Source organism: Legionella sp. D16C41 (assembly GCF_048541585.1).
GTDB lineage: Bacteria > Pseudomonadota > Gammaproteobacteria > Legionellales > Legionellaceae > Legionella_C.
Genome location: NZ_CP183303.1, coordinates 2,330,946 through 2,357,020 on the forward strand (window position 1 = coordinate 2,330,946; position 26,075 = coordinate 2,357,020).

The window sequence follows — 26,075 nt, forward strand, 5'->3', positions numbered from 1 at the left end:
GACTACCTCTATTTTGGCGGCTGAGCCTGCAAAACAGCATGAGCTACTTCCTCGCCCAATTGCAATCCGGCGTTAGTATCAACGGGAAAATGGATTCCGCCCCAAACGCGACTTGAGCTTGCTTGGTGAGCCTCTTTCCACCAAACTGATTTATTTTCAGGAAAATAATAAGTTAAGATGACTGCTGCTGCAGCAGAAACAACTGAGTGTGCTGCAGGGTAACTAGGATGATTAGGCGTAGGCATGACTGTATGTATAGCTGGATTCAACATAAATGGCCGTTTTACCCAATAAGTATATTTAGCTTTAAACACGGTTATTACCGCATCCGCTATTCCCATAGCTAGCACTGAACGAACTAAAAATACTTTAGACAGGGAAACTTGTTCTTTTTCCATATATTCATTAGCAAATTTTAACCAAATTCCAGGTGGTGTAACCGTAGAAGGATTTCCTGCCCAAAATACTACAGCCTTAGTCTGTTCAGGCGTAATATGATTTAATGCGTTTTCTGTTTGTTTAAGTTGACTCTGCCAAAATGGATCATTAGGGTTAGATGGCTTTGGCGGTAAATATTGTTTTAAAGAGCTAATAAGCCATGGTGTCCAAAATCCAACATCTTGACCAAAAAACGGTTTAACGCCAGCCCAATACCCTTCTCCGAAAAGTTGAGGTGATAAATGTTCATTTTGGCTGTCTTTAGCCATCCGCGGTTTTATTTTATTTAAAACCAAGTCACTTAATCGGTGTGAAAAGCCATCATCACGAACACCAAGTTTAATATTTAAACAACTATCAGGAAAAAATAAGCAAAGCACTTCACTAGAAATTACATCAAGATTACCTACAAATTGATGCTTTACATTAAATGCCAAAAAAGCTGCATCACGTTGTGCTGTATAAACATACGCATAAAGTCGTGAGGCAGGGGCATCTGCTAATTTATGGGATTTAACTAAGTCAAACATTACATTATCCCATTTTTTTAGAGAATCCATAGTCATTAATTTACTAGACTCTAAGTGAGATAAAGATGCTTGTTCCTCTGGCGTATATTTAAAATAAGTCGGTAATTGATTAACACTATTGTGAAATAAATAAAAATAGAGGCTAGCTAATATAAGAATGAGTAATATACTTAAGCTTAACCAACTCTTTTTCATATTTATTCCTTTCGAACTTGCTTTAATAAATCGCTAATTGCATTAGGATTTTTTAACAGTCGAGTAAGTTTGTCTACAGGTAAGGGTTTACTAAAATAAAAGCCTTGAATTTGATCGCATCGATACCCTTTTAGAAAATCAAGTTGTTTTTGTGTTTCTACTCCTTCGGCTAGAACATCAAGATTTAAGCTTTTAGCCATAGAAATAATGGCTCGAATAATTAGGTCATCATTACCATTATACTGAATATTATTGATAAAAGAGCGGTCAATCTTTAATCGATTTAGAGACATCGTGCGCAAATGATGTAAATTAGAATAACCTGTCCCGAAATCATCTAACGCTATTTGAACGCCAAAGTTTTTTAATTCATTAATCTTATCAATAATTGAAGGATTAATAATGGCACTCTCGCTTAATTCTAGCTCAAGGTATCGAGGCTCTAGATTTACTTCAAGTAATATAGACTTTATTTTTTCTACAAAATCAATTTGACTTAACTGTTGGGAACTAATATTAACGGCCATGCGTATTGGTGGCAAACCCTCTTCTTGCCAAGCCTTATTCTGAGTACAAGCTTCTTTTATCACCCAATCACCTATAGGTATGATTAAGCCTGTGCGCTCTGCAATAGGAATAAAATCTAGGGGCAAAAGTAAGCCTTCAGAGGGATGATACCAACGTATCAATGCCTCAACAGCTTCTAATTTATGCTCTCGGATATGAAATTGGGGTTGATACCATAATACTAACTCTTGTTGTGCTAATGCTTGATACAATTGTGCTTCAAGTTCTAACTGCTCTAATACGTTCTCATTCATTTCATAAGAATAAAATTGAAACTGATCGCCACCTAACTTTTTAGCATGGTACATTGCAGTATCAGCATTACGTAAAAGATTATCAATTTCTTGGCCATCTTGAGGACATATGGATACTCCCATACTACTAGTAACGCCTAAATTACGACCCATAATTTGCAAAGGTTCTTTAATCATCTGTAGCACTTTATTAGCAATTTTTACAATATCGTCTAAATTATTTAATTCTGTTATCAATAAAACAAACTCATCCCCCCCAAGTCTTGCTAACGTATCAAAAGAACGAACCGCAGTTAATAAGCGTTGAGCAATCAAGTTTAATAATTCATCACCTGCGGAATGTCCTAAACTATCGTTAATTAACTTAAATCGATCTAAATCAAAAAATAAAATAGCAAACTTGGTTTGATAACGTTTATAAATGGCTATTGCTTGCTGTATTCTATCCTGCAGAAGCACTCGATTAGCTAACCCTGTCAGCGCATCATGTGTAGCATGAAATTTTAATTCTTCTGTTCTTTTTTCTACTTCTTGTTCAAGCGATAATGTATAAGCACGCGATTCACGTAATAACTTCCATTTTCTTGTTAAAGCATAAGCTAATTGGCGTACTGCAATGTGATCAAAGGGTTTTGTTAAAATAAGGAAATTATCGCTATGACCTAACTCTTCAATAGTTTCTTCCCAACTATAATCAGAATAAGCGGTACATATCACCACATGAAGATCAGAATCAACTTTCCATATATTTTTAATTGTCTCAATGCCATCCCAACCAGGTGGCATACGAATATCTACAAAGGCAAGCGCATAAGGCTCTTTGTCCTCAAATGCCCTTTTAATAAGGGCCACGCCTTCTTGTCCTTGAGTTGCTGTGTCAATTTTAAAGCGTGGTAAAACTAAATTATTTGAATTTTTAGTAGAACTCTCAAATAACTTCTCTTCAAACTCTTCAAGCTCATTTCGCAGAGGTTTGGTAAGTATTTTTATAAAGTCTTTATGAATTTCCACATTATCATCAATAATAATAATACGAAAATCATAATTAAGATTATCCATAAACTCATTTACGTAAATTTTTATTTTATTATAGCAAATTATGAGAATAGTTTATTTTCTCTAAATAGCTTCTTTGCAACGTTAAGGTTTAGAAAGTTTTGCAATTTCTTTTAAAAAAATTATACGTCTTAAGATATTAAAAGAACAAAATAAGATGAGTACAAAAATAGCCAGGAATTTTTTATTACAAGGCGCCCTAAATAATAATATTTACTCTTTATCGACTAAACTTAAATAAACTCATAACTATTATTATTATGTTATATCTTTGTAATAAAACGGGCTCTCAACCTTATACAAAAGTTCCTAAAAGGATTATTCAGCAGTATTTCAAAGATGAATTTGAAAGATAGTTTAAGCCAAGCTTAACAAGTTATTAAAGAAAATACCTGTGTAAATAAGGTAGAATCCTATAATAAATATATTTCTTAGAATTAAAATTTTAATTACATATATGTTTTTTCTATAAAATCCTTAAGTATTACGTCATTAAGTAAATTAAAACATTTGATAGATAATAATACAATATAGATGGTGTTGAGCCAATCGACCCAACACTTCTTACGCATGAAGCAACTTACAACACTTAATTTTTGTTCCTTATCCTACGGCAATATTCTGGCAATGATAGAGCTTAGAAACTAATTAAAACTTTTTCTATCAACAACTTAACTGTAATTATTTTAATGTCCAGCAACTGTCATCCCATCAATTAAAATTGAACCACATCGAGTTGCAATATTAGGATTTATATCATTTCCTACTGCTTGAATTGCTAAAAACATATCTTTTAAATTACCCGCAATGGTTACTTCCTCTACTGGAAATTGAATAGCGCCATTTTCTACCCAAAAACCAGAAGCGCCCCGTGAATAATCACCGGTTAATACATTAACACCTTGCCCCATTAATTCTGTTACGATTAAGCCTTTATCCATTTGTTTTATTAACTCATCTAAACCACCAGTTGTTGGATTGATAGTTAAATTATGAACTCCGCTACTATTAGCTGTCGTTTTTAAACCCAATCGTCTTGCTGAATAACTACTTAATACGTACTGACAAAGACGACCGTCTTCAACAAAGATATTATTTCGAGTGGGTACTCCCTCGCCATCAAAAGGCGCACTACCTAAAGCTTTTAGCAAATGTGGTTGTTCATAAATTTTAATCATTGTTGGAAAAATTTGTTTATCGAGAGCATCTAGTAAAAATGAATTTTTACGATATAAATTAGAGCCACTAATTGCGTTAATTAAACTTGATAAGAGGCTACTTGAGATGCGTGAAGAAAATAAAACAGGTACTTTCTGTGTTTTAACCTGTTTAGCCTTCAAACGACTCACAGTTCGTTCTACAGTGGTTTCAGCTAAGTGCTTAAGAGAGGTTAAATCATGAGCATGACGAGCCGTAGTATAATCGTAATCACGCTGCATAGACTCCCCTTCTTGCGCAATTAAAGAGCAGCTTATGCTATGTCTTGTTCCGTTTATAATACCTAAAGCACCATAACTATTTGCATAGCCATGCATAAAACTGTAAGTAGACAGATTAACACCATCTGAATTCTTTATCCGTTTATCAAGCGCTAAAGCGTGCGCTTCACAACTTAAAGCCATTTCGATTGCTTGGGAAGGATTAATATCCCAGGGATGGTATAAATCAAGCTCTTGAAATTGATTAGTTAGCAACTCACGATCAGCTAAACCAAAGCATGCATCTTCAGAACTTACTTGAGCAATATCATAAGCTGCTTTAACTAATGCATCTAAAGCTTTAGGCGATGTATCAGTACTGCTAGCATTACCCATACGTTGGCCAATAAAGATAACTAAACTTACCCCTTTATCCTCGTTAAAGGAAATCGTCTCAACATCATTCATACGAACATCTACAGAAAAGCCACTATCATGATTGACTGAAACAGCAGCATCAGTAGCACCTTGAGAACGAGCCCGATCTAAGATATCCTGCATTAACTTAGATAAATCGCTTGTCGATTTTTGTTGCACTCTGGTAAGATTTTCTGACGAATTTTGCATAGTTAATCCACTATAAAAATAATAAGGATACAAGAATACGATGCCCAGTAAAACCATTGAACTCACAAAATGGTTGAGGCAAGGTTTAAAAGCAATATTTACTGTTTTATTTATTACAATCTTGCTTAATTACGCAATTGCAGCAGCTAACTGGCAAAGATTAGGCCCAGGTTTACTTTATCAAGATTTAAACTTTAGCTATCTTTCGCCATGGTCGCATATTCATGTTTTTCTGATTGATTTAAAATCAAACAAACTTTCTTCTATTATGGCAAAGGATTTAGCATTGAAAAATGCCTCAGCGGAAGAATATGCTGAGCATAGTAAATCTTTAATTACTATTAATGGTGGTTTTTTTGACCATAATTTCCATCCTTTAGGACTTAGAATAAATGACAAAAAACAACAAAGTCCCCTAAAGCAAATCAGTTGGTGGGGAGTTTTTTACATTAAACATGATCATGCTTATTTAACAAGTGTTAATCAATTTAAACGTAGTAAACAAATTGATTTTGCTGTTCAAAGTGGGCCGCGTCTTATAATCCATGGTCAAATTCCACCTCTAAAGCCAGGACGTGCTGAACGCTCCGCTTTAGGCATCACTCCTGAAGGCCAAGTGGTTATGTTAGTAACAGAAAATTCACCCTTATCAACTACTGAATTAGCTCAGTTAATGCAAGCGCCACCACTCAATTGCATTCATGCACTGAATTTAGATGGTGGAAGCTCAAGTCAGTTGCATGCGGCAATTAATAATTTTCATTTAAATGTCCATGGGTTTTCTAATGTTAGTGATGCAATCATTGTCCAAAAGAAAATTAATTAAAATCATAATAATAAATTAATTTAATAAACTGTGGATATTTTTTCCTGCAACGTTTCACAATTAGCTAATTATTAGTTCATTTTTCTGTCTAGCTAGGATAACTTGTTGTTTTTTAATGAATTAATTAAATTATTTACCAAAATCAAATAAAAGGCTTATCCACAAAATTTGTGGATAAGCTTGTGTATAGAGTAATAAAATCCTTATGGTTAAAGAGCTTAGCTAATTGTTCAAGCTTTAGTAAATAAAAAGTAAAACAATCAATTTGCCGTATTAGCTGCTCGTTTTTTTATTCGTTCCAACGCTTCATGTAAACGAAATATTGTGCGAGTTTTTCCAATTAACGCCAAGGTTGCATCAATAGCAGGTGACATACTAGTTCCGGTTACAGCCACGCGTAATGGCTGACCTATTTTACTCATATTAATATTAAATTCAGCACTAACATTATTGATAATATGTTGAATAGTTTCCGCACTCCAGTCTGCTTCTTGTTGAAATTGTTCATATAAACGAGTAAGTGGTTCAAGAACCACAGGACGTAGATGTTTTTTAACCGCATCTTCATCATATTCGATAACATCTTGATAGAAATAGCGACTTTTTTCTGCCATTTCGACTAGATTTTTACATCGATCAGCTTGAATCATAATAACTTTATCAAGTTCTGGCCCATCAGTGGGATTAATACCTAAACGTTCAAACTGCCATAATAAAGCGTTTGCAACTTCTGCAGGCTTATCAGCTTTTAAGTAATGTTGATTTAACCACATTAATTTTTCATAGTTAAAGCTTGCTACTCCACGGCTAACATTAACCAAATCAAAGTATTTAATCATTTCATCAACACTAAATATTTCTTGATCGCCATAAGACCATCCTAATCTTACTAAGTAATTAAGCAGTGCATGCGGCAATATGCCTTGTTCTTTAAATTGTAATACACTGACCGCACCATGCCGCTTAGATAGGCGCTTACCATCATCACCTAAAATCATTGGTAGGTGTGCAAAAATAGGAATAGGAGCATTAAGCGCTTTAAATAAATTAATTTGCCTTGGCGTATTGTTGATATGATCATCACCACGAATAACATGCGTGATTTCCATATCCCAATCATCAATAACTACCGCAAAATTATAAGTTGGATGACCGTCTGAACGAATTAAAATCAGATCATCTAATTCGCTATTTTCTACTTCAATTTCGCCATAGACTTCATCTTTAAAAACAACCGCCCCTGTAGTTGGATTTTTAAAGCGAATGACATAAGGCTCATTAGTAGGTGCTAAGTTTAAGTTACGGCAATGGCCATCATATCTAGGTTTTTCTTTTGCATTTAATTGCGCTTCTCGTAGTGCTTCTAGACGTTCTTTAGAACAAACACAGCGATAAGCATGACCTAAAGATAAAAGACGTATAGCTATCTCTTGATATCTTTCGTAGCGATTGGTTTGATAGATAGGGCCTAAATCATAATCCATACCTAACCAAGCTAAGCCATCGAGTATAGCTTGCACTGATTCTTGGGTAGAGCGCTCTCTGTCAGTATCTTCAATACGCAAAACAAATTGTCCTTGATGCCTTTTAGCATATAACCAAGAAAATAAGGCCGTTCTTACTCCACCAACATGTAAAAACCCTGTGGGGCTTGGGGCAAAACGCGTTCTAACAACCATTAAAATTGCTCCGTTGTAAGCAGGAAAATATTCGGGCTATAATAGCTGACTTTATATATAACGAAAAGCCAACAAATGTATTGCCAATTTTATAAAAACTATGCAAGAAGCACTTTTTTTATTTAACGGCGGTTATTCTTTAACCGTTCGAAGGGTAGGCTTGAATCTTGGTGAACAGATTAATTTGAGCACAGGTTGGGCGAAAAAACTAGTGAAAAACCACAGTATATCTCAGTACAGGAGGTTTTCTAGCCATTATTTTTGTGCAAGTTATGCTAAATTTAACCGCTCAGCAAATGGATTACGTTATTCTCTATGAAAGGCTTAAGTATTAAATATCAGCTTCGCCTGACGACATTAATCCCGGTTTTTGTAGTTGCCCTATTATTTGCTGTTTTTTATAACGGTCAATTTAATAAAGACTTAAATCAGCATATGTTTCGTTTAGGAGAAGCTTATATCCGTCAATTATTACCTGCAGCCCAACTAGCTATGATGCGTAATGATAGACGAACGCTGCAAGGGCTTATTAACGCCTCAACTATTAATCCTGAGGTTATCGCACTTGCCTTTTATGATGGTGATGGGCATTTAATGGCTTATCGAGGTGGAAAGCACTCTATTCATACACCATTTAAACCTCCTGAATTTACCGGTGATTACATTGAAAGCAAACAAATTGAACCTTACGTAATTAATTTTGTCGCACCTATTACGATTCCTAAGTTTAACCTCTACTCAAATACCACTTTTAAAAAAACGGCAGACTATATACCACTGCAAGCGGATGATATTTTAGGATGGCTATCCATTGACATTGATACCAAGTCAATGCTAATTAAACGTTATCAAATGTATATCATCACTATTTTTATTACTCTCTTTGGTTTATTAATTAGCCTTACCATTCACTACTTATTATCTAAACGCATTTACCTACCTATTGCCCGTTTACGGCGTAGTATGAAACAAATTTTACAAAATGAATTTGAAACACATATTGCTGTCTCTAGTGATAGCGAATTAGGAGAAATTGAAAAAGGATGTGCGCACCTACAGCGTCAATATTTAAATACAATCCATGACCTTAATCATCATATTGAGGTTGCCACAGAAGACTTACAAAATAGTCTTGAGCTTTTAGAAGAAAAAAATATTCAATTATCGCTAGAAAAGAAAAAGACTGAAGAAAAAATTAAACAGCAAAGCGATTTTATTGCCAACATGACTCATGAGATTCGAACTCCCATGAATGGTGTTATTGGTTTTACTAATGTTTTGTTAGAAAGCAAACTTGATCCCCTACAGCTAGATTATGTAAAAACGATTAAATCTTCTTCTCAAGATCTATTAAATATTATTAATGATATTTTAGATTACTCGAAAATGGATGCTGGCAAATTGCATCTTGATTGTATTCCACTTGATTTAAGAGCCTGCATTGATGAAGTATTGACTTTAGCTGGTCCGAATGCTCATAAAAAAGGAATTGATTTAATTCCTTCTACAGGAACTAGGGTTCCTAAAACTGTTTTAGGCGACCCATTACGTATAAAACAAATTTTGACCAATTTAATTAGTAATGCTATTAAGTTTACCGATCATGGTTATGTTTTAATTCGCACCTTAATCGAACAAGAATCCGAAAAGGACTATGTAGTTTCTATTGCTATTACAGATACAGGTATCGGCATATCAAAAGACGACCAAACGAAGTTATTTAATGCTTTTAATCAAGCAGATACATCCATCACCAGACGTTTTGGCGGTACTGGACTTGGGCTTGTGATTTGTAAAAAATTAGCAGAAGAAATGCATGGACGCATCCAATTAACCAGTGAGCTACATAAAGGGTCTACCTTTACAGTTAAAATTAGATTAGAGAAATTAGCAGCTTACGAAGTTGAAAAAAATCAAACGCATCGATTCGGTCTATTAAAAGCTATTTGCTTTGACGATAATCCACTGCAACTTGAGGCCATGTGTAACGGGATAGGCTTTTGGGGCATACAATGCGTTGCAGTTAATGCGTTTAACCAGTTAGAGGATGCCTTTAAAAACCATAAAGAATGCGAGATTGCCTTTATTAATGTTAATGAAGGCTGCGAAAAGCAAGTTGCTCAATTATTACGGAAACAAACTATTCCTTGTGTTTTAGTGTCCAAATGGCTTATTCATGACCCCCAAGCTTTAGGCGCGCGCGCCTTTTTATATAAACCATTAAGTATTCAAAAATTATACGATACGATTGAATTCATTCTTAATGAGGCGTCACAAACGGTAACTAATAATCATGAGTTAGACAATTTAAGGAAACAATTAAGAGCGATTCATCCTGAAATTCTTATTGCTGAAGATAACCCAGTCAATCGAATGCTTTTAAGTTCCCTCTTACAAGAACATGCCGCTATTGAACTAGTAGAAAATGGCGAGGAAACGCTTAGAGCTTGTCAAGAAAAACGCTATAATTTACTTCTCTTAGACGTACAGATGCCTAAATTAAATGGACTAGAGGCCGCAAAATTAGTTCGCAAAGAATCTATTTTAAATCGAAGAACGCCAATTGTTGTTATTAGTGCTAACACCAATGATGTCAAACAAGAGCAATTAACAAAATCAGGAATTGATCTTTGCTTAGAAAAACCTATTGATGAAAAACAATTATTAACTCACCTCTTACGCATCCTTAATAAAACTAAAGCGCTTGCCATTGATTGGTCGCTTTGTGTGCAAAAAGTTTCTGGTAATCAAATTTTGGCAGAAGAATTTTTAACGCGCTTTGTAGAAGAACTTACTAAAAGTCAGCCTGAGTTTGTCACTTTATTTGAGCAAAAGGATATTAAAGGACTTGAAAGTGCAGCCCATAAGCTCAATGGCGCCTGTTGTTTTTGTGGCGTACCTAGACTACAAAGTCAGGTCATTCGTCTTGAGAAAAAAGCCAAAGAAGCTAAAGATATTGCCGCAATAAAAGAAGTTTTTGCTGAGTTTATGCAAAGTGCTGATGAAGTTATTAAAGAATTCGAAAATTTCTATCAAGCAAAGTCTTTAAATTAGAGCGTGCTTCTTCAAACCAATGATTGTATTTTTCATAAAAATGTAAGCATAGTATGTGAAATTAGGTTAAAAAATATTAGTACTTTATCTAGACATTGAGCTCTTAAGGAAAAAGCAATGAAGCAAAAATTTAAAAAATATATAGAAAAACATCTCAGAACTTCTCACAATCGTAAAACTCTTACTGATGCTATCGAACAAGGCAATTTGTCGCTTATTAAAAACCATATTGAAAAAGGCGGTCATAAAGAGACTTTTGTAAGAGAAACTGAGGATATATACGGTAGTCATATTTATATAAGCACGCCCCTTTTACTAACAGCAGTTCAATATTACCAACTACCAATCATAGAGTATCTTCTACCTTTAGAAAATGAAGAAAATAAATATAAGGCGCTAAAGTTGGCTATTAATAATGAAGCTTTGGAAATTACCAAGCTTATTTTAAGCCATGGTGTTTTGTTAAAAAATCAAGCTACTTTATTAGCAGTCAAAACAGGGAATATTAAATTAATAGAGCTTATTTTAAGTTATGGCGCTTCTTTAAATGAGCAGCACGCTTTAGCGGCAATCGAAACCGGAAATATCGAAGTAGTGGAACTTATTCTAAAGACAAAAACTAATTTAATTTTGGCGAATGAAAAAGAGACAGGTTTAACATTAGCAGCAAGCCAACCTAATGACATGCTTAATTTTTTATTTACACAAGGGTTTGGCAGATTACTTAACTTAAGCGATGACAAGGAGCGTACGCCCCTAATGTTAGCTGCAAAGGCCGCTATTGTACCTAATATAAAATTATTATTAACGCAAGGTGCCGACATTACGCTTTGTGATAAAAAAGGAAATAACGCTTTATTCTATGCTGCAGAAAGTGGTTCGTTAGCCGCTTTTAAATTACTCTACCAAGCTGAAATTGCGATAAATATAACACCTAAAGAGAACAAAAAATTACTCAATGTAGCCTTACGCAATGGACATCGCGCCATAATAGATTTTTTACTTAAAGAACCTGCAAATCAGACGACGCTATCAACTATTACGGCAGAGAAACAAAATAATATTATTCCACTCTGCGTTGCTAATAATGGTTTTTTTTCTAATCAAGCTACAGAAAAACTTAATCGTGTAGAGACGGTCAATTCTAGTAGCACTTATGTACCATCTTAACATCTAGCAGATATATAATTTTCGAAACATTGACCCTAGGAATACAAAATAGTTTTTTAAAAATTAGTTGGAAATCATAAATTATAAACAGGTATTTTTAAAACCTAGGGCATGGTTTCCGAAAAGCTCTATTTATAGCATCACCCACTAAGCTTTATAGTTCGTTGCAAGCTCGCACGGCTTAAGTCATATACTTTTTACACTCCTTCACCGCCTTCACTTGCGCCTTGTCTAAAACTTAGTGGGTGACGCTATAGTAAGCTAGTAAAGTGTCTAAGCTCCTGTTAGCATTTACTCAATAATTTAATTTGGAGTTATTATGTCAGTGAAAAATGCAATTTACGCACAATCGGGTGGCGTAACAGCAGTCATTAACGCTTCAGCCTGCGGAGTTATTCAAACAGCTCGTCAATATCCAACTCAAATTGGTAAAGTTTATGCAGCACAAAACGGAATAATAGGTGCGCTGGAAGAGCAATTAATTGACACCTCCTTAGAAACAGAAGCAGCTATTGCAGGGCTTATGCATACTCCTGCTGGTGCGTTTGGTTCTTGCCGTTATAAACTAAAGGATAATGGCGCTGAATACGAGCGCTTAATTGCTGTTTTTCAAGCGCATAATATCGGTTATTTCTTTTATAATGGGGGTGGCGACTCACAAGATACAGCTTATAAAATTTCACAGATAGGTAAAAATTTAGGCTACCCTATTACTTGTGTTGGCATTCCTAAAACAGTCGACAATGATCTCCCTTTTACAGATAACTGTCCAGGTTTTGGTTCAGTCGCGAAATATGTTGCCATTTCTACGCTTGAAGCAAGCTTTGATGTGGCTTCTATGGCCCAATCCTCAACTAAAGTATTTATTCTTGAAGTAATGGGCCGTCATGCCGGTTGGATAGCTGCAGCCAGTGGATTAATTAAACAAGATAAAAATGAGCCTCCACATATTATCCTTTTACCGGAAGTTACTTTTGATGAACAACGATTTTTAAATAAGGTTGCTGAATCAGTCAAGAATTTTGGCTATTGTGTTATCGTTGTTTCAGAAGGTATTCGTAATGAGCAAGGAAAATTTTTAAGCGAAGCAGGTATTCAAGATGCCTTCGGACACGCTCAATTAGGCGGTGTAGCGCCCATAATCGCGCAATTAATTAAAAGCAAGTTAGGGTATAAATATCATTGGGCTGTAGCAGATTACTTACAACGTGCGGCAAGGCATATCGCCTCCCAAGTTGATTTAGAGCAAGCTTATGCTCTTGGTAAAGCAGCAGTTGAATTAGCTATTGCAGGAAAAAATGCAATTATGCCCATTGTCAAACGTGAGCAAGATACACCATATCGTTGGTCTATTAGCCATGTTGACCTTAAAGATGTTGCCAATCAAGAAAAGAAAATGCCACCAGATTATATTGCCGAAGATGGTATGGGTATTACGGATGCTTGCAAGCGCTATTTAGCACCTTTAATTGGTGGAGAAGCCTATCCACCTTATGAAAATGGATTGCCTATGTATGTTCGTCTGCAAAATAAATTAGTTGAAAAAAAACTATAAATTTTAATCTCTTAACTGTTTAGCAATGGCCATTCCTACTATGGCCATCGTTACTATCGTATAAATTAGATCATTTATTAAAGTTAAACTATCCTCAAGCGCTAGCAATTTCTCAAACAAAGGCAACATCGCAAATTCTGGACTGTCTTGTATATTAATAAAATAGGATTATCTGGTTTATTATGAAATAAACGTTCTATTAGTCTGCCTGGTGCTTTTAACTTTAACTTAACTACGAAATTTATTTAAATTCGCCATAAAGAAGGTTACTTCTTTATGGCGATACTGTCTAAACTCTATTAATTATCTATATCATACCCTTTATCGACAATTTGCTGGACGATATTTAGCAGCAAGTGTTCCGCCAGTACTGCAAGACCATGTAATTTGTTTAGTTGCAGGGTCTAAGGTAGGTGTTAGTAATAAAGTACCACCGCCAGCAGTTGCAGTATAGGTAATAGTTATAACGCCATTAGCTATATCAATTGACTGAACATTGGCTGTGGCAGTTGGTGGCGTATAGCCTGCTGCTGCCGCATCAGCAGGTAAAGTGCCTGTTGACTGCGTCGTCTCAGATACAGCAGTTTTTGCAGCTGTTGCCAGACTTAAACCTTCAGTGACTCGGGCTCTGATGGTATAGTCTTGGTAAGCAGGAATAGCAATAGCTGCTAAAATGCCGACAATTGCCACTACAATCATTAATTCAATTAAAGTAAAACCGCGCTGTTTCATTATCCGTACTCCTTTGAGCATTAAAAATTATCCTTAGTTTAAAATAATGCAACTTATAGGCCAGACCTTGGCTAATTTAGTTGCATTAATTTAAAATCCCCTTTTAGGGCGGTAACAATATCATTTATAACAAAAAATTGCTGCTATCCTGAAGGTTATTAAAATTTATTTAATTCATCCAATTTACTATAGGGGGAAAGAAGATTAATTAAGTGACAAAAAATGTCACTTTTTGACCAGATTAGTCTTTGTAAAGAAAGTTACTATTAACCTTATCACTTATGGCTTAATAAAATTAAGCCAATTTAGAGCTTTTTAGTACCTAAAGAAAATATTATCCTTTAAAATAAGACCTATAATTTAATAACATTATTCATTATTAGTCTTAGCATGCGAAAAGAACGAATTGAAAATAAGCTGGTTGAAGCCTTAAATCCTGTGTTTCTTAACGTTGAAAATGAATCTCATAATCATCATGTGCCAGCCAACAGCGAAACTCATTTTAAATTAACGGTAGTTGCAGAATTATTCCAACAATTAGATCGGTTAGATAGACATCGTAAAGTCAATAACCTTTTAACAGAAGAGCTTAAAAACGGCTTACATGCCCTAAGCTTGCATCTATATTCACCTATCGAATGGAAAAATAAACACGGGCAAATTCCTCTATCGCCGGCATGTCGTGGTGGGTATGATCATGACTGAAGCTAATTTACCTTATTATGGGCAGATTAAATGTAGTTTAAGCCCTAAAGCGCGCGGCGTGCATCTAATTACCGCTCAAATAGAAGAAGCCCTAGCGCAATTACCTAGCCTCAAAATCGGTTTAGTACATTTATTTTTACAGCATACCTCAGCATCCTTGCTGATTAATGAGAATGCATCGGAGGATGTATGGCTTGATTTAGAAACTCATCTAAACCAATTAGCCCCAGACAATAAACAATTATATCGACACACTATAGAAGGCGCTGATGATATGCCAGCTCATATCAAAAATGCTCATCTAGGTAGTAGCTTAATTATTCCAATTACCCAAGGAAAAATGGCCTTAGGCCAATGGCAAGGTATCTTTTTATGTGAGCATCGCAATCATGCTACGGCACGTCACATTATTATTACGCTGCAAGGGATAAGATAGTTGCTGTTGCATAATTAATTCCTCCCCCCTCACCCTAACCCTCTCCCCCTAAGGGGCGAGGGGACTTATGAGTTAAATTTAAGTTTAAGTGCTTAAAAATTGAACTTGAAATTCCTTCGCCTCCTAGATAAAGAACTTATGGGATGAATTTAAGCTTAAGTATTTAAATAGAGTACTGACAATCCCCTCGCCCCTGAGGGGAGAGGGTTAGGGTGAGGGGGGATTAATAATTAGCGACAGCAAGTAGCCTGAGTGAAACGACGTGAACCCCGGGCTTTGGTCCAATAGGCCTAAACCCCTACATCTACTACTAAGTACACAAAAACTCATCTATCTATGTCCCGCGACTTTGTTCACGGGATCCAGCTTCTATCCCTCTGCTGGATTCTAAGGATAAACGTAGAACGTAGGCGGTGAGATTGGTTTTTGAATTTCTAATTATCTACTGACACCCTGGGTATGTAACCTGTAAGGTATAAATCATTTTTTGTTAATAAAATTATTTTATACTAGTCATTATTTGTCCTATAATAGCTATCCTTTATGGACTTATTTGCCAGGTACAGCCTTTAATGAAAGCATGGTCTTCTGAAAAAATATCCGTGTTAGCTCTAGTTTTATTAATTACCGGGGCTATTGACAGTATTCGTAATTTACCCGGCACTGCTTTATTTGGGTCCTCACTTATTTTCTTTTTCATTTTCTCAGCTATTGTCTTTTTAATTCCTGTTGCTTTAGTTTCTGCCGAGTTGTCATCAACTTGGCCTGAAGAAGAAGGCGGTGTTTATAGTTGGGTCAAATCTGCTTTTGGTGAGAATGCGGCTTTTTTTACTATCTGGTTACAATGGATAAATACCATGGTTTGGTATCCAACTATTATATCCTTTATTGCCGGTACACTCGCCTATTTAATTAATCCTGAACTTATTCAAAATAAATACTATTTAATTTCGATTATTTTAATTGTTTTTTGGTCACTAACCCTCTTAGGTTTAACAGGTCTTCGTGCTTCTGCCATCTTTGCTAGTTTTTGTGCGGTAGTTGGCATGATTTTACCTATGGCCTTTATTATTATTTTAGCCTTTATTTGGCTTATTAAAGGTGAGCCACTTGCTATTAATTTAAGTATAAGTCACCTCCTTCCGCATTGGAGTGATAGCCAATCATGGGTATCGTTAACGGCTATTATGACATCTTTTCTTGGAATGGAACTTGCCGCAGTGCATGTCCGTAATGTTCATGAACCACAACGTAACTTTCCACGGGCTATGTTTTTATCAGTCATTCTAATTTTAATTACGATGATTTTTGGCTCCCTTGCTATTGCTTTTGTACTGCCTGCTGAAAAAATTAGCTTGGTTGGTGGGGTGATGCAGGCTTTTGATAATTTTTTTCAAGCCTATCATTTAACCTTTTTAACCCCTGTACTCATTATACTCCTTTTATTAGGTAGCCTTGGCAGTATGGTTAACTGGATAATCTCGCCTGCTAAAGGGCTTTTATTAGCTGCTGATCACGGCTTTTTACCGCACTGGCTCTATCGCTTAAACAAGCATGGGATTGCTTCGCGCATTCTCATTTTACAAGCCGTATTGGTTACCCTTCTTTGTAGTGGCTTTTTACTTTTTCCAAGTGTTAATGCTATTTATTGGCTATTTACTGATTTAAGTACCGAGCTCTACATGATGATGTATGTACTCATGTTCATTGCTGCGTGGCGGCTTAAAACCAAATTTGCCCATTTTACGCGCCCTTTTGCTATTCCGGGTGGTAAATTAGGCTATTATTTAACCTGTATTTTAGGCCTAATAGGCTGTTTTATTACTCTGCTCGTAGGTTTTATTCCCCCTGAAACTAGTATGGATATTGGCGGTGCAAGCCGTTTTCGCTTCGTATTTAGCTTAGGCATTATGATTATGCTGCTCCCGGCTTTTTTACTTTATTTTCGTAAAAAAAAGCTTAATACCTTTGTTAAAATAGAAGAAAACAGCCCAGCGTAAATCAATTTTTTAATTACTTTTTAAAGAGATTTGTCTATCTATCAGCAAGCATTCGACTTGCTGCAAATCCTTTTTGTTAAAATAATACCCTACTTGTAACTATTTTTTAATATAAAGCCAAAAAATTAACAATCCCTTAAGGTTAAAATGCTATATTTTTATACATACTAACTTGAAGTGATGTAGTTATGTTAACAAAAGTTGTTTTATTATCACATCTGAAACAATTACAAGATTTGATTAAGCAAATTAATGAAAGTCTATCTAAAGAAACTCCTATTTCGACTGCGTTTGACGATATTTTCAAAAAATATCAAAATGAAACCCAAAATAAAGACGACAATACCGAGATAGTAACAGATGACACTATACTTGACGAACTTAAACCAGTATTTAAAGAAATACTAGCTACCCTTGAAAGCCTAGCAAGTAACAGAAAGAAAACCTATATAGGTCCCGGCGAACCTGCATCTCTAAAAGATCATATACAAAACTTACAAATTATATTAAAGGATATTATAAGTAATAAAAAGGTTAAAAAAGGGAATGCGTCACCTATTACAATACATTCTTCAGTTGTTCCAGTAATTATTCCTGATAATACATTTACCCAAGTAGCTCAAGTTTCTATTAATACTGAAAATCAAACCGCTTTAGCAGCAGAATTCAAAATTCTTAAACAAACTTTTGATAAATTAATTCAAAAACATGAATCCTTGGGGCAAGATAAAGAGGAGATATTTTCATCTGATGAAGCGAAATTTAATTGGGAATTTAAAGTCAAGCTTAATTTATTTGAGCAAAAAAAGGCAGTAATAGCAAAAAAAATTGCATTTTATAAGGAATACACAGCCTCATTTTCTACAAAAACTAACGAGTTTACTCTAAATATTTTTAAAGTAATTAATAATGAATTAACTAATTTATACATTGATCTGGGAAATTTATTAGCTATTGATATTGAAGGGGCTTATGAAGAGCTGAAGACAGGTAACTCATCTTCCAAAGAATTAGCTAACACTTTATGTGAATCTGATGCTTTAAATAGTTTACAGAAACAACTAACTGAATTTTCTAAACAGCTTCAATCCCTTGCTACTCAAAATAATTTTTCCACATTTAAAAAAGACGTTGAAGAATTTATTAAAGTCTTTTGCAAAAAGTTTACGAAAGATCTTGGCTTTGATCAAACGACAATTAAGTCAATAGAGGCATCGCTTTTAGCCCAACTCAATAAGGGTAAATTACAAGAAGATCAAGAAACAATTCTTTATATGTATCAATTTCTTAAAGAAGGAGAACAACTAAAGATAAAAAAACGAATTAATTCGTTACATAGCTTACTAAATGAATTAAATGACTTTTCAATTGAAAATTACTCTGAGCTTGAAACGCTTAAGCAAACAGCAGAAAATAATACAAAAGCAATAGAAAAATCATATCAGGATATTTCTGATTCATTTAACAAGAATTTTTTACAACCGGAGATTGAGAGCGCGCAAAAATTATTTAGATTACTTCTTTCTGATGATAAAGAGCTTATTTCTAAAAAAACTTTAGACGAGATAACCGCTTTTCAAGCAGAAATGCAGTTAATCTATGAGGAATATTACCTAAATTTAAAAAAACTCATGGAAAAAAAACATGAGCCTAATAACGCGTACTATACCAAAGTTACAAATTTACAAACAGTTGCAATAGAAAAGCTTAATTTACTAAAAAGTAAAGAAAAATCATTACAAGATCTCCATCTTGATTCTATAATTAAATCTTTTGAGGATTTATATTCACTACAAAAAGAAACTTTAATTCAGAAATACGAAGGGAATATTAAAAAATTATTAGAAGACCATGCTTCACACCTAGAACCAAATAACTTATTAACTTCCTTTCAGGATATGCTTAAAGAATTAAGTGATTCGAAAGAAAAATTAAACTTAAATCAACTGCAAAACGAGTTAGATGAAAAATTTAAAATCCTCCAAGAAAATTTAATTAGTCAGTTATTTATGAATATGCAATTTATTCTTAAAGATGATCTTGACAAATTAACTGGTGTCCTTGACTCTTTTACTACTGAAAGAACATCTAAGTTAGAGGAAAGTGATTATAAAAGTTTTCTACAGTTAACTCATCAATCTATAGTAGAAAAATATAAAGAGTACCAAACAGCTTCTCTAACTACGACAGATAAATTATCCTTACAACAAAAATTATTAGAAGAATTCAAATCTATAGAGGATAATATATCTATTAAAAGAAGTGGTAACGTCGTCGAAAATGCTATGAAAAATTTTGCTGACGCAAAAGTAGAATTAATTGAAAAGCATAGAGTAGAACTTGAAGATATAGAAAAACAACTTCAAGCCTTGAATACTGACGGTCAATTAGATGTTACAGAATTATTGAAGAAGCCAAGAGCTCAATTAGAGCAGTATCATAAAGAACCTCAACCAAATTTAACAGAAGTCACTCAAGAATTTCAAAAAACTCTTAAATCTCTAAAAAAAGATATATTGAATATAAAATTTAAAAAAATTATTAAAGAAGCTCAACAACTATCGTCAACTCTTTCAGAAAGGCTTAAAGAACATCAGGTTAATTTAGAAAAATTTATAAATCTATTTCCTAAAGACACAGAAAACAAGATTGTTCAGGCTACTATAGTTAATGAACAAAAATTAATTACGGAATTATTAAAACAAGTAAACAGCATTTCTATACCTAAAGAGCTACCGCAATTTTCGCTGAACAAATCTAGCGAGATGAGTAAAGCAGAACTAGTCTTGGAAGCCGCAGAAAAATCTCTCAAGCAATTAAAAGATTTTGAAAAAGATTTACTTATAATAGAGGCTACTATTCCTGACGCAATAGATGCTCTTAAAGAAGAATTTAACCACTTAAAAGCCGATGCTTATGAAAAAAAGAAAGTCACTGAAATTTTTGCAAAGTTAAGAGCCATTTTAACACTAAATTCTTGGGAAGACATAGAGTATAAAACTGCGGCGCTTGGTTTTTTAGAGCAACGGGAGCGCTACTTTGAGGCACTATTGAAAGAGGAACCCTATAAAAATACTGAGCAACAAGCTAATTTAACAGATTTCAATCAACAATTAGAACTCTTGAAAGGCGACTTAGAACTAAGATTAAAACAATCTAAACAAAAGATAAAAGCTAATAAAATAGAACAAAAGACAATGATACACCAGACACACAGGGAAGTAATACAACAAGCAAACCAAGGAGAAAACGAACTTATATCGAAGATTAAAGATGAAGATAGAAGTAGTTTAAGGGAAAAATTAAGTAAAAATTCTAACCTCCAATTGCCAGGAATTAAAAATGCAACTTTAAGAAATAGATTACTTATACAAGAATCTAATTTATTAGTCAAAATTAAAGTTGCTAATGAGAAATTAGATAATAGTATAGAGAAATTGAATAGTGGTATACCAGACAATGTAGATAGTATAGCATTCGCCTCAACAGAGGAAGTTGAAGAGCAGGTCGATAAGGTCAATGAGGCCACAAATGAATTAAAAGAAGCAGCAACGAAATATAAAAATTTTATTGAAAAAACAAATACCCCCGAATACCAAGCTACGCTTATGGTTTTAAGGACCATTGAATTAGAATATGTGCGAATTATAAGACAATATTATCCTGAAGCTAAATTTGATGCTGAATATAATAATGATCTTCAATTAAGACTAGACTTAAGAGTATTGGGAGAGTCATATGATGACCATTTTAAAGAAAATGAGATTCGCGGTCGTGAAGCCCATCTACTAGATCATAATAGTATTGTAGGTGGCAAAATATTTACAAGAGCCCGAGACTCAATTGATTCAAGGCTCAGTAAATTAGCTTCCTTATATCAAGATTTTAGTAAAATTAATCAAGCTTATCTTGAAAATAATAAAGGTACAGCTGCATCAGACTACAAAGACGCTCTAGTTAATAAAGTCAAAGAGCTACATACCAATGGCATGAAAGGTATAGCTAGTGAAAATAGAGCTTGGTTTGCAAGCATTATACGAGCTATAGCTCGACTATTTACAAGTGATAAAAAACAAGTAGCACCTCTTCTCCAAGCTGTTAATGAGAACCCTGATACTGTCCCAGCTGATAATGAGAACCCTGATGCTGTCCCAGCTGTTATTAATAGAAACAATCTGTTTTTTAAACCTGAAGTACGTGCCTGCCGTACGGAAAAAGTAATAGCAGATGCAGCTAATAACTTAGTTGAAATTATAGTGCCAGGACCTAATGTTAAATAAAAATTAACTTTACTACCCTACTGATTTCGTCAACGCGGCATCCCGCGCTCTGGCGAGATCATCTGCGGTATTAATATCTTGCTGGGGAATAGCGCACGCGACGTCAACTCTTATTTTATGACCTGCCCATAAAGCTCGTAATTGTTCTAATGCTTCACATTGCTCTAGCTTACACTCAGGCCAACTCACAAAATCAACCAAAAATTGTGCTCTATAGGCATATAAACCAATATGTCGGTAAACATGGCTAATACTATCAGGTTCATCGCGATGCATAGGTATTGGCGCTCGTGAAAAATAAAGGGCATTATTGAAACGATCGCGAACGACTTTAACAATATTGGGGTTTACCAATTGCTCTTGCTTTTCAATAGGCCAACATAGGGTTGCCATGTTTATTTCTGGATTAGTTAAGATACGCGCGACTTGGCTAATTAAAGCCGGCTCAATAAAAGGCTCATCACCCTGCACATTAACGATAATATCATCTTGGGTGTAAAAACCGCGGCTAATCACTTCGGCAATGCGGTCAGTTCCTGTTGCATGAGAAGTTGCAGTCATTTCTACTTGGGCGCCAAAATCTTTAGCATGCGTTGCAATTTGCTCATTATCAGTTGCAATGGTAATTGTTTTTGGTGACGCCTGTAGCGCTTGCTCATAGACGCGTTGAATAACTGTTTTACCCCCAATTTCCATCATTAATTTGCCTGGCAGGCGTGAAGATTGATAGCGTGCAGGAATAACAACGTGAAAAGTAGAGCTCATAAGGATTCCTTTTCCTCTAAGGGGATTAAACGGGCTTCTTGCTCAAGCATGACTGGAATACCATCTCTTATAGGGTAAGCTAATCGGTCAAAACGACAAATAAGCTCTTCATTTTTTAGCAATAATTTTCCTTTACATAAAGGACATACTAATAGTTCTAATAGACGCTTATCCAAAAGAGCTCCTTTAAATTTTAATATTTTGCAAACGTAGCCTGGGTGTAGGCCTACCGGGCCGAAACCCGGGTTTCACGTCGTTTCACCCAGGCTACTTGCTTTTAAGTTTTATTATTTAGTGCATAACCTAAACTGAAAAGGATGATAAGTGGTCTTACCATATTGGTCAAGTTAGGTAAAATTTTGTTACGACCTACGCTTGGTGATTTATCCGCAGAATCCAACAAAGTTGGTAGAGCGCTGGATCCCGCGAACAGGTCGCGGGACGTAGGGTATATAAGTTTTTATGTACTTAGGAGCAAACCTGGGTGTAGGCCTACCGGGCCGAAACCCGGGTTTCACTTCGTTTCACCCAGGCTACTTGGTAGGTGAGCCACTTGATTACGAATATAAGTTGGTAGCGCTTGGGCTGCGGTAATTGGGGTGATTTTTTGTGCTTTAACTAAACGAAGCATGGTGCTTGCGCTTACAGAAATTTCTTGTTGACTGCTGATTTGTGTCTGGATTAATGAGGGTAACTCGGCAAAGTACGGCTGATAATTGATACCTACTAATTGCAAAGGCAAATTAGGGCTGATATCAATATCTTTAGCTGCTGAAACGTGTTCAGATACACCAACTAAAGAGAAGCTATCATAATAAGCCCAATAGACTTGCTGCATGCGCGCATCAATGAGTGCTAAAATAGAAAAATCCTCTCCTGGCTGCTTTAATTTTAATTCATAAGCAAGCGTTGCCAAACTACTTACCGGAAAAATAGGTAAATCATAGGGATAAGCTAATCCTTGAGCAATACTACAAGCAATTCGCAAACCGGTAAAACTGCCCGGCCCGCGTCCAAGCACTATACCATCTAATTGCCCTATAGATAAAGATGCTTGCGCCAACAGTTGATCAATAATTGTTAAAATAACTTGCGCATGTTGTCCAGGCCCAACTTGCTGGCGTTCTATAATTTCATCTTGACTAATTAAGGCAATAGAGGCTATCTGGGTCGAGGTATCAAGTGCTAACAACTTCATGATTAAATACCAACTGATTAATAAATTCTAATACACATCGCTCATCACGGGTTTTTTGTATAGGTGGTAGACTTGCAAAAATTTGCTGTCCATACGTTCTACCAGTAAGCCTAGGATCAGCAATCATCAATACTCCTTTATCCGTAACATCGCGAATCAAACGACCCACACCCTGCTTTAAAGCCAATACCGCATTAGGTAGCGATAATTCATCAAAGCTCGATAAACCACGGGCTTTTAAATAACTCATTTTACCTTGCATAACAGGGTCAACGGGACTGGCAAAGGGTAATTTATCAATAATAACACAAGATAAGGCTTCACCCTTAACATCTACTCCTTCCCAAAAGGTAGAAGTCCCTAATAACACCGCATTTCCTAATTGTCGAAAACGAGCTAACAAAATGGGCTTAGCTTCTTCGCCTTGAATTAATAAGGGATAGTCTAAATTATCAATTAAAAGCTCAGCAACCAATTTCAAAGCTCGGTGGCTAGTAAAAAGAAAAAAACAGCGCCCCTGACAAGCATTAATAATAGGTAATGCTTTTTTAACCAACTCTTGATAATAAGAAGGGTCATTAGGGTCAGGTAAGAATCGCGGTAAGTACAATAGTGCTTGTTTAGCATAATTAAAGGGGCTAGGTAGAAGTAGTGTTTCTGCTTTTTCTAATCCAAGCGGTTTAGTAAAGCAATTAAAAGAAGCGCCCATAGTCAGGGTTGCTGACGTAAAAACATAAGCACAAGAGACCTGTTGCTTTAATAGCTCTCTAAAGGAATCAGCAATATCGTAAGGCGTTGCGTGTAGTACTAAAGATTGTTTATAACGCTCAAGCCAACGAATAAGAGTTTTATCCGCTTGTTGAAAAGCGAGAGCGGTAACTTTAAATGCTTCAAGGCGTTTAAGACATCGCTTAAGACCTGCACTTTCTTCCTGCTCCATTTCTTTAATACAATTGAGCAATGCATCCATTAATTCAATTAATTGTTGCCAAGCTTTTTGAAAAGATTGGTTACGCTCAACCACATCCCAACTTATCTTATCCTCCCTACCCGTTAAACTACTTATTAACTGCTCGATAATTTGATCAGTTTCTAAACTTAGTTTTTTTAAGGGTTGATTAGCTAAGTCAAGTACAGGCCACTCATGAAGGATGTCATCAACTAAGTCACGGAATTGCCTGGTGCCTAGACGTTCTTCGTTAAAGTGAGCAGCAATTTCAGCTAACTGATGTGCTTCATCAAAAATAATAACTTCAACACCCGGCAATAACTCACCAAAGCCTTCTTCTTTTAAGCGTGAATCGGCAAAAAATAAATGATGATTGATAATAATTAAATCAGCTTCTAGTGCCCGTTTCCTTGCTTTAACTAAAAAACAATCGTTATAGTAATTACATTCACTACCCAAACAATTATCAATAGTTGAAGTAATATAGGGCCAAATGGGTGAATCTTCTTTAAGCTCAAGTAATTCACTACGCTCGCCATAAATTAACTGCGGTATTTTCTCTTTAACTTTTAAAATATCGTGAATCAAATGCGGGGCCACAAAGAAATCTTCTTCCGCATGTTGTTCAATGCGATAGCGACACAAATAATTAGCTCTACCCTTTAAATTTTGTACGCTGACCGCCCGTCCTAGCGCACGGGCAAGCAAAGGTAAATCTTTTTGAAATAATTGATCTTGTAGCGTCTTTGTAGCAGTTGAAATAACCGTTTTCTTACCACTTAATAATGAAGGAATAAGATAGGCAAATGTTTTCCCAGTACCTGTGCCTGCTTCTGCGACAAGAATTTTTTTTTGCGCAATAGTATTGGCAACAGATAATGCTAATGTAATTTGTGATTCACGCGCAACAAAGCCTGGAATTGCCGTAGATAGGCGCCCTTTCTCGCTTAACACCTGCTGACAATGTAATGATACATCATCAGTTAGTTGCTTTATTTCCACTCTTTTTCAAGAAACTGCAGTTTATCTTTAACCTCTTCCCATTCTTTAGCGTCAGCTGGTGCTTCTTTTTTAGCAGTAATGTTGGGCCACTGCTGTGCAAGGTTTGCATTTAATTCCTGAAATTGCTTTTGCTCAGGTGTTAAATCATCTTCAGACATAATCGCTTGCACTGGACACTCAGGCTCACAAAGTGCACAATCAATGCATTCATCGGGATGAATGACTAAAAAATTAGGCCCTTCATAAAAGCAATCCACGGGGCATACTTCAACACAGTCTGTGTATTTACATTTAATACAACTTTCAGTCACAACAAAAGTCATTTTAAAATCGCCAAAGTTTCAAATAATAGTAATTAAAACATAATTTACCTTATCTCGGCTAGTTTATTCTTTTTATTAAATTGCGTAATTTAGAAAGATGGTAAAGCCTGGATCCCGCGAACGAGTCGCGGGACGTAGGGTTAGCAAGTCGTTGGATATAATAGGATTGGTAAATCGCAGGACGAAGAGTTGGCAAGTCGCGAAATGTAGGGTTAGCAAGTTGCAGGACATAAAGTTGCCAGTTGCGGGATGTAGGGAATAGGTAGATCATGCGACTTAGGAAAATAGAAATTGTGACGAGGCGCTTCAGAAAAAT

General features: G+C 35.4%; 18 protein-coding genes. 8 read left to right on the plus strand and 10 right to left on the minus strand.

Annotated elements, in window-relative coordinates; all coding sequences use genetic code 11:
* Positions 1 to 8: 8 nt before the first annotated feature.
* The 3 genes from ACNVED_RS10090 to pmbA form a co-directional block, all read right to left on the minus strand.
* Positions 9 to 1,163 carry a vanadium-dependent haloperoxidase gene (locus ACNVED_RS10090; RefSeq protein WP_419418892.1) on the minus strand — a complete coding sequence of 385 codons (1,155 nt, stop codon included), beginning with the start codon at positions 1,161 to 1,163 and terminating at the stop codon, positions 9 to 11.
* A 2-nt stretch (positions 1,164 to 1,165) separates the two neighbouring features.
* Positions 1,166 to 3,043: an EAL domain-containing protein gene (locus ACNVED_RS10095; protein ID WP_419418893.1), complete on the minus strand. Its 1,878-nt coding sequence runs from the start codon at positions 3,041 to 3,043 to the stop codon at positions 1,166 to 1,168.
* 683 nt (positions 3,044 to 3,726) lie between these two features.
* On the minus strand, positions 3,727 to 5,085 hold the full coding sequence (gene pmbA / locus ACNVED_RS10100; protein WP_419418894.1) for a metalloprotease PmbA: 1,359 nt from the start codon (positions 5,083 to 5,085) through the stop codon (positions 3,727 to 3,729).
* Between the two features lie 40 nt (positions 5,086 to 5,125).
* Between pmbA and ACNVED_RS10105 the strand changes: the two genes are divergently transcribed.
* Positions 5,126 to 5,911, plus strand: coding sequence for a phosphodiester glycosidase family protein (locus ACNVED_RS10105; protein ID WP_419418895.1), 786 nt, complete (start codon positions 5,126 to 5,128; stop codon positions 5,909 to 5,911).
* Positions 5,912 to 6,171: 260 nt separating this feature from the next.
* On the opposite strand, the gene gltX is transcribed toward ACNVED_RS10105, so the two are convergent.
* Positions 6,172 to 7,590, minus strand: coding sequence for a glutamate--tRNA ligase (gene gltX / locus ACNVED_RS10110; RefSeq protein WP_419418896.1), 1,419 nt, complete (start codon positions 7,588 to 7,590; stop codon positions 6,172 to 6,174).
* 315 nt (positions 7,591 to 7,905) lie between these two features.
* On the opposite strand from gltX, the gene letS reads away from it, so the two are divergent.
* From letS to ACNVED_RS10125, 3 genes are all read left to right on the plus strand, one after another.
* Positions 7,906 to 10,644: a two-component system sensor histidine kinase LetS gene (letS, locus tag ACNVED_RS10115; RefSeq protein WP_419418897.1), complete on the plus strand. Its 2,739-nt coding sequence runs from the start codon at positions 7,906 to 7,908 to the stop codon at positions 10,642 to 10,644.
* A 117-nt stretch (positions 10,645 to 10,761) separates the two neighbouring features.
* On the plus strand, positions 10,762 to 11,814 hold the full coding sequence (locus ACNVED_RS10120; RefSeq protein WP_419418898.1) for an ankyrin repeat domain-containing protein: 1,053 nt from the start codon (positions 10,762 to 10,764) through the stop codon (positions 11,812 to 11,814).
* Between the two features lie 319 nt (positions 11,815 to 12,133).
* A complete protein-coding gene (locus ACNVED_RS10125; protein ID WP_419418899.1) occupies positions 12,134 to 13,369 on the plus strand; it encodes a 6-phosphofructokinase in 1,236 nt (411 codons plus the stop codon).
* A gap of 321 nt (positions 13,370 to 13,690) precedes the next feature.
* On the opposite strand, the gene ACNVED_RS10130 is transcribed toward ACNVED_RS10125, so the two are convergent.
* Positions 13,691 to 14,101 carry a pilin gene (locus tag ACNVED_RS10130; RefSeq protein WP_419418900.1) on the minus strand — a complete coding sequence of 137 codons (411 nt, stop codon included), beginning with the start codon at positions 14,099 to 14,101 and terminating at the stop codon, positions 13,691 to 13,693.
* A 390-nt stretch (positions 14,102 to 14,491) separates the two neighbouring features.
* Between ACNVED_RS10130 and ACNVED_RS10135 the strand changes: the two genes are divergently transcribed.
* The 4 genes from ACNVED_RS10135 (at position 14,492) to ACNVED_RS10150 (ending at position 21,522) form a co-directional block, all read left to right on the plus strand.
* A complete protein-coding gene (locus ACNVED_RS10135; protein WP_419418901.1) occupies positions 14,492 to 14,806 on the plus strand; it encodes a BolA family protein in 315 nt (104 codons plus the stop codon).
* Complete coding sequence (locus ACNVED_RS10140) at positions 14,799 to 15,242, plus strand: secondary thiamine-phosphate synthase enzyme YjbQ (protein WP_419418902.1); 444 nt, start codon at positions 14,799 to 14,801, stop codon at positions 15,240 to 15,242. Before ACNVED_RS10135 ends, ACNVED_RS10140 begins: the two co-directional genes overlap by 8 nt.
* A gap of 572 nt (positions 15,243 to 15,814) precedes the next feature.
* Positions 15,815 to 17,242: an APC family permease gene (locus ACNVED_RS10145; protein ID WP_419418903.1), complete on the plus strand. Its 1,428-nt coding sequence runs from the start codon at positions 15,815 to 15,817 to the stop codon at positions 17,240 to 17,242.
* Positions 17,243 to 17,430: 188 nt separating this feature from the next.
* Complete coding sequence (locus ACNVED_RS10150; RefSeq protein WP_419418904.1) at positions 17,431 to 21,522, plus strand: hypothetical protein; 4,092 nt, start codon at positions 17,431 to 17,433, stop codon at positions 21,520 to 21,522.
* A gap of 12 nt (positions 21,523 to 21,534) precedes the next feature.
* Here the strand turns inward: ACNVED_RS10150 and kdsB are convergent, their stop codons facing one another.
* From kdsB to fdxA, 5 genes are all read right to left on the minus strand, one after another.
* Complete coding sequence (kdsB, locus tag ACNVED_RS10155) at positions 21,535 to 22,287, minus strand: 3-deoxy-manno-octulosonate cytidylyltransferase (RefSeq protein WP_419418905.1); 753 nt, start codon at positions 22,285 to 22,287, stop codon at positions 21,535 to 21,537.
* Positions 22,284 to 22,463: a Trm112 family protein gene (locus tag ACNVED_RS10160; protein ID WP_419418906.1), complete on the minus strand. Its 180-nt coding sequence runs from the start codon at positions 22,461 to 22,463 to the stop codon at positions 22,284 to 22,286. Before ACNVED_RS10160 ends, kdsB begins: the two co-directional genes overlap by 4 nt.
* Positions 22,464 to 22,801: 338 nt before the next feature.
* Positions 22,802 to 23,485: a tRNA (adenosine(37)-N6)-threonylcarbamoyltransferase complex dimerization subunit type 1 TsaB gene (gene tsaB / locus ACNVED_RS10165; protein ID WP_419418907.1), complete on the minus strand. Its 684-nt coding sequence runs from the start codon at positions 23,483 to 23,485 to the stop codon at positions 22,802 to 22,804.
* Positions 23,466 to 25,436 carry an ATP-dependent DNA helicase gene (locus ACNVED_RS10170; protein WP_419418908.1) on the minus strand — a complete coding sequence of 657 codons (1,971 nt, stop codon included), beginning with the start codon at positions 25,434 to 25,436 and terminating at the stop codon, positions 23,466 to 23,468. Before ACNVED_RS10170 ends, tsaB begins: the two co-directional genes overlap by 20 nt.
* Positions 25,427 to 25,759 carry a ferredoxin FdxA gene (gene fdxA, locus ACNVED_RS10175; protein WP_419418909.1) on the minus strand — a complete coding sequence of 111 codons (333 nt, stop codon included), beginning with the start codon at positions 25,757 to 25,759 and terminating at the stop codon, positions 25,427 to 25,429. Before fdxA ends, ACNVED_RS10170 begins: the two co-directional genes overlap by 10 nt.
* Positions 25,760 to 26,075 lie beyond the last annotated feature (316 nt).

Excerpts from the sequence above, each read along its gene's own strand:
- ACNVED_RS10140 (WP_419418902.1), top strand. The coding sequence starts at position 14,799 with ATGACTGAAGCTAATTTACCTTATTATGGGCAGATTAAATGTAGTTTA.
- fdxA (WP_419418909.1), bottom strand. The coding sequence starts at position 25,759 with ATGACTTTTGTTGTGACTGAAAGTTGTATTAAATGTAAATACACAGAC.
- ACNVED_RS10105 (WP_419418895.1), top strand. The coding sequence starts at position 5,126 with ATGCCCAGTAAAACCATTGAACTCACAAAATGGTTGAGGCAAGGTTTA.
- ACNVED_RS10150 (WP_419418904.1), top strand. The coding sequence starts at position 17,431 with ATGTTAACAAAAGTTGTTTTATTATCACATCTGAAACAATTACAAGAT.
- ACNVED_RS10135 (WP_419418901.1), top strand. The coding sequence starts at position 14,492 with ATGCGAAAAGAACGAATTGAAAATAAGCTGGTTGAAGCCTTAAATCCT.
- letS (WP_419418897.1), top strand. The coding sequence starts at position 7,906 with ATGAAAGGCTTAAGTATTAAATATCAGCTTCGCCTGACGACATTAATC.
- pmbA (WP_419418894.1), bottom strand. The coding sequence starts at position 5,085 with ATGCAAAATTCGTCAGAAAATCTTACCAGAGTGCAACAAAAATCGACA.
- ACNVED_RS10095 (WP_419418893.1), bottom strand. The coding sequence starts at position 3,043 with ATGGATAATCTTAATTATGATTTTCGTATTATTATTATTGATGATAAT.
- gltX (WP_419418896.1), bottom strand. The coding sequence starts at position 7,590 with ATGGTTGTTAGAACGCGTTTTGCCCCAAGCCCCACAGGGTTTTTACAT.
- ACNVED_RS10145 (WP_419418903.1), top strand. The coding sequence starts at position 15,815 with ATGAAAGCATGGTCTTCTGAAAAAATATCCGTGTTAGCTCTAGTTTTA.
- ACNVED_RS10130 (WP_419418900.1), bottom strand. The coding sequence starts at position 14,101 with ATGAAACAGCGCGGTTTTACTTTAATTGAATTAATGATTGTAGTGGCA.
- ACNVED_RS10120 (WP_419418898.1), top strand. The coding sequence starts at position 10,762 with ATGAAGCAAAAATTTAAAAAATATATAGAAAAACATCTCAGAACTTCT.
- ACNVED_RS10125 (WP_419418899.1), top strand. The coding sequence starts at position 12,134 with ATGTCAGTGAAAAATGCAATTTACGCACAATCGGGTGGCGTAACAGCA.
- kdsB (WP_419418905.1), bottom strand. The coding sequence starts at position 22,287 with ATGAGCTCTACTTTTCACGTTGTTATTCCTGCACGCTATCAATCTTCA.
- ACNVED_RS10090 (WP_419418892.1), bottom strand. The coding sequence starts at position 1,163 with ATGAAAAAGAGTTGGTTAAGCTTAAGTATATTACTCATTCTTATATTA.
- tsaB (WP_419418907.1), bottom strand. The coding sequence starts at position 23,485 with ATGAAGTTGTTAGCACTTGATACCTCGACCCAGATAGCCTCTATTGCC.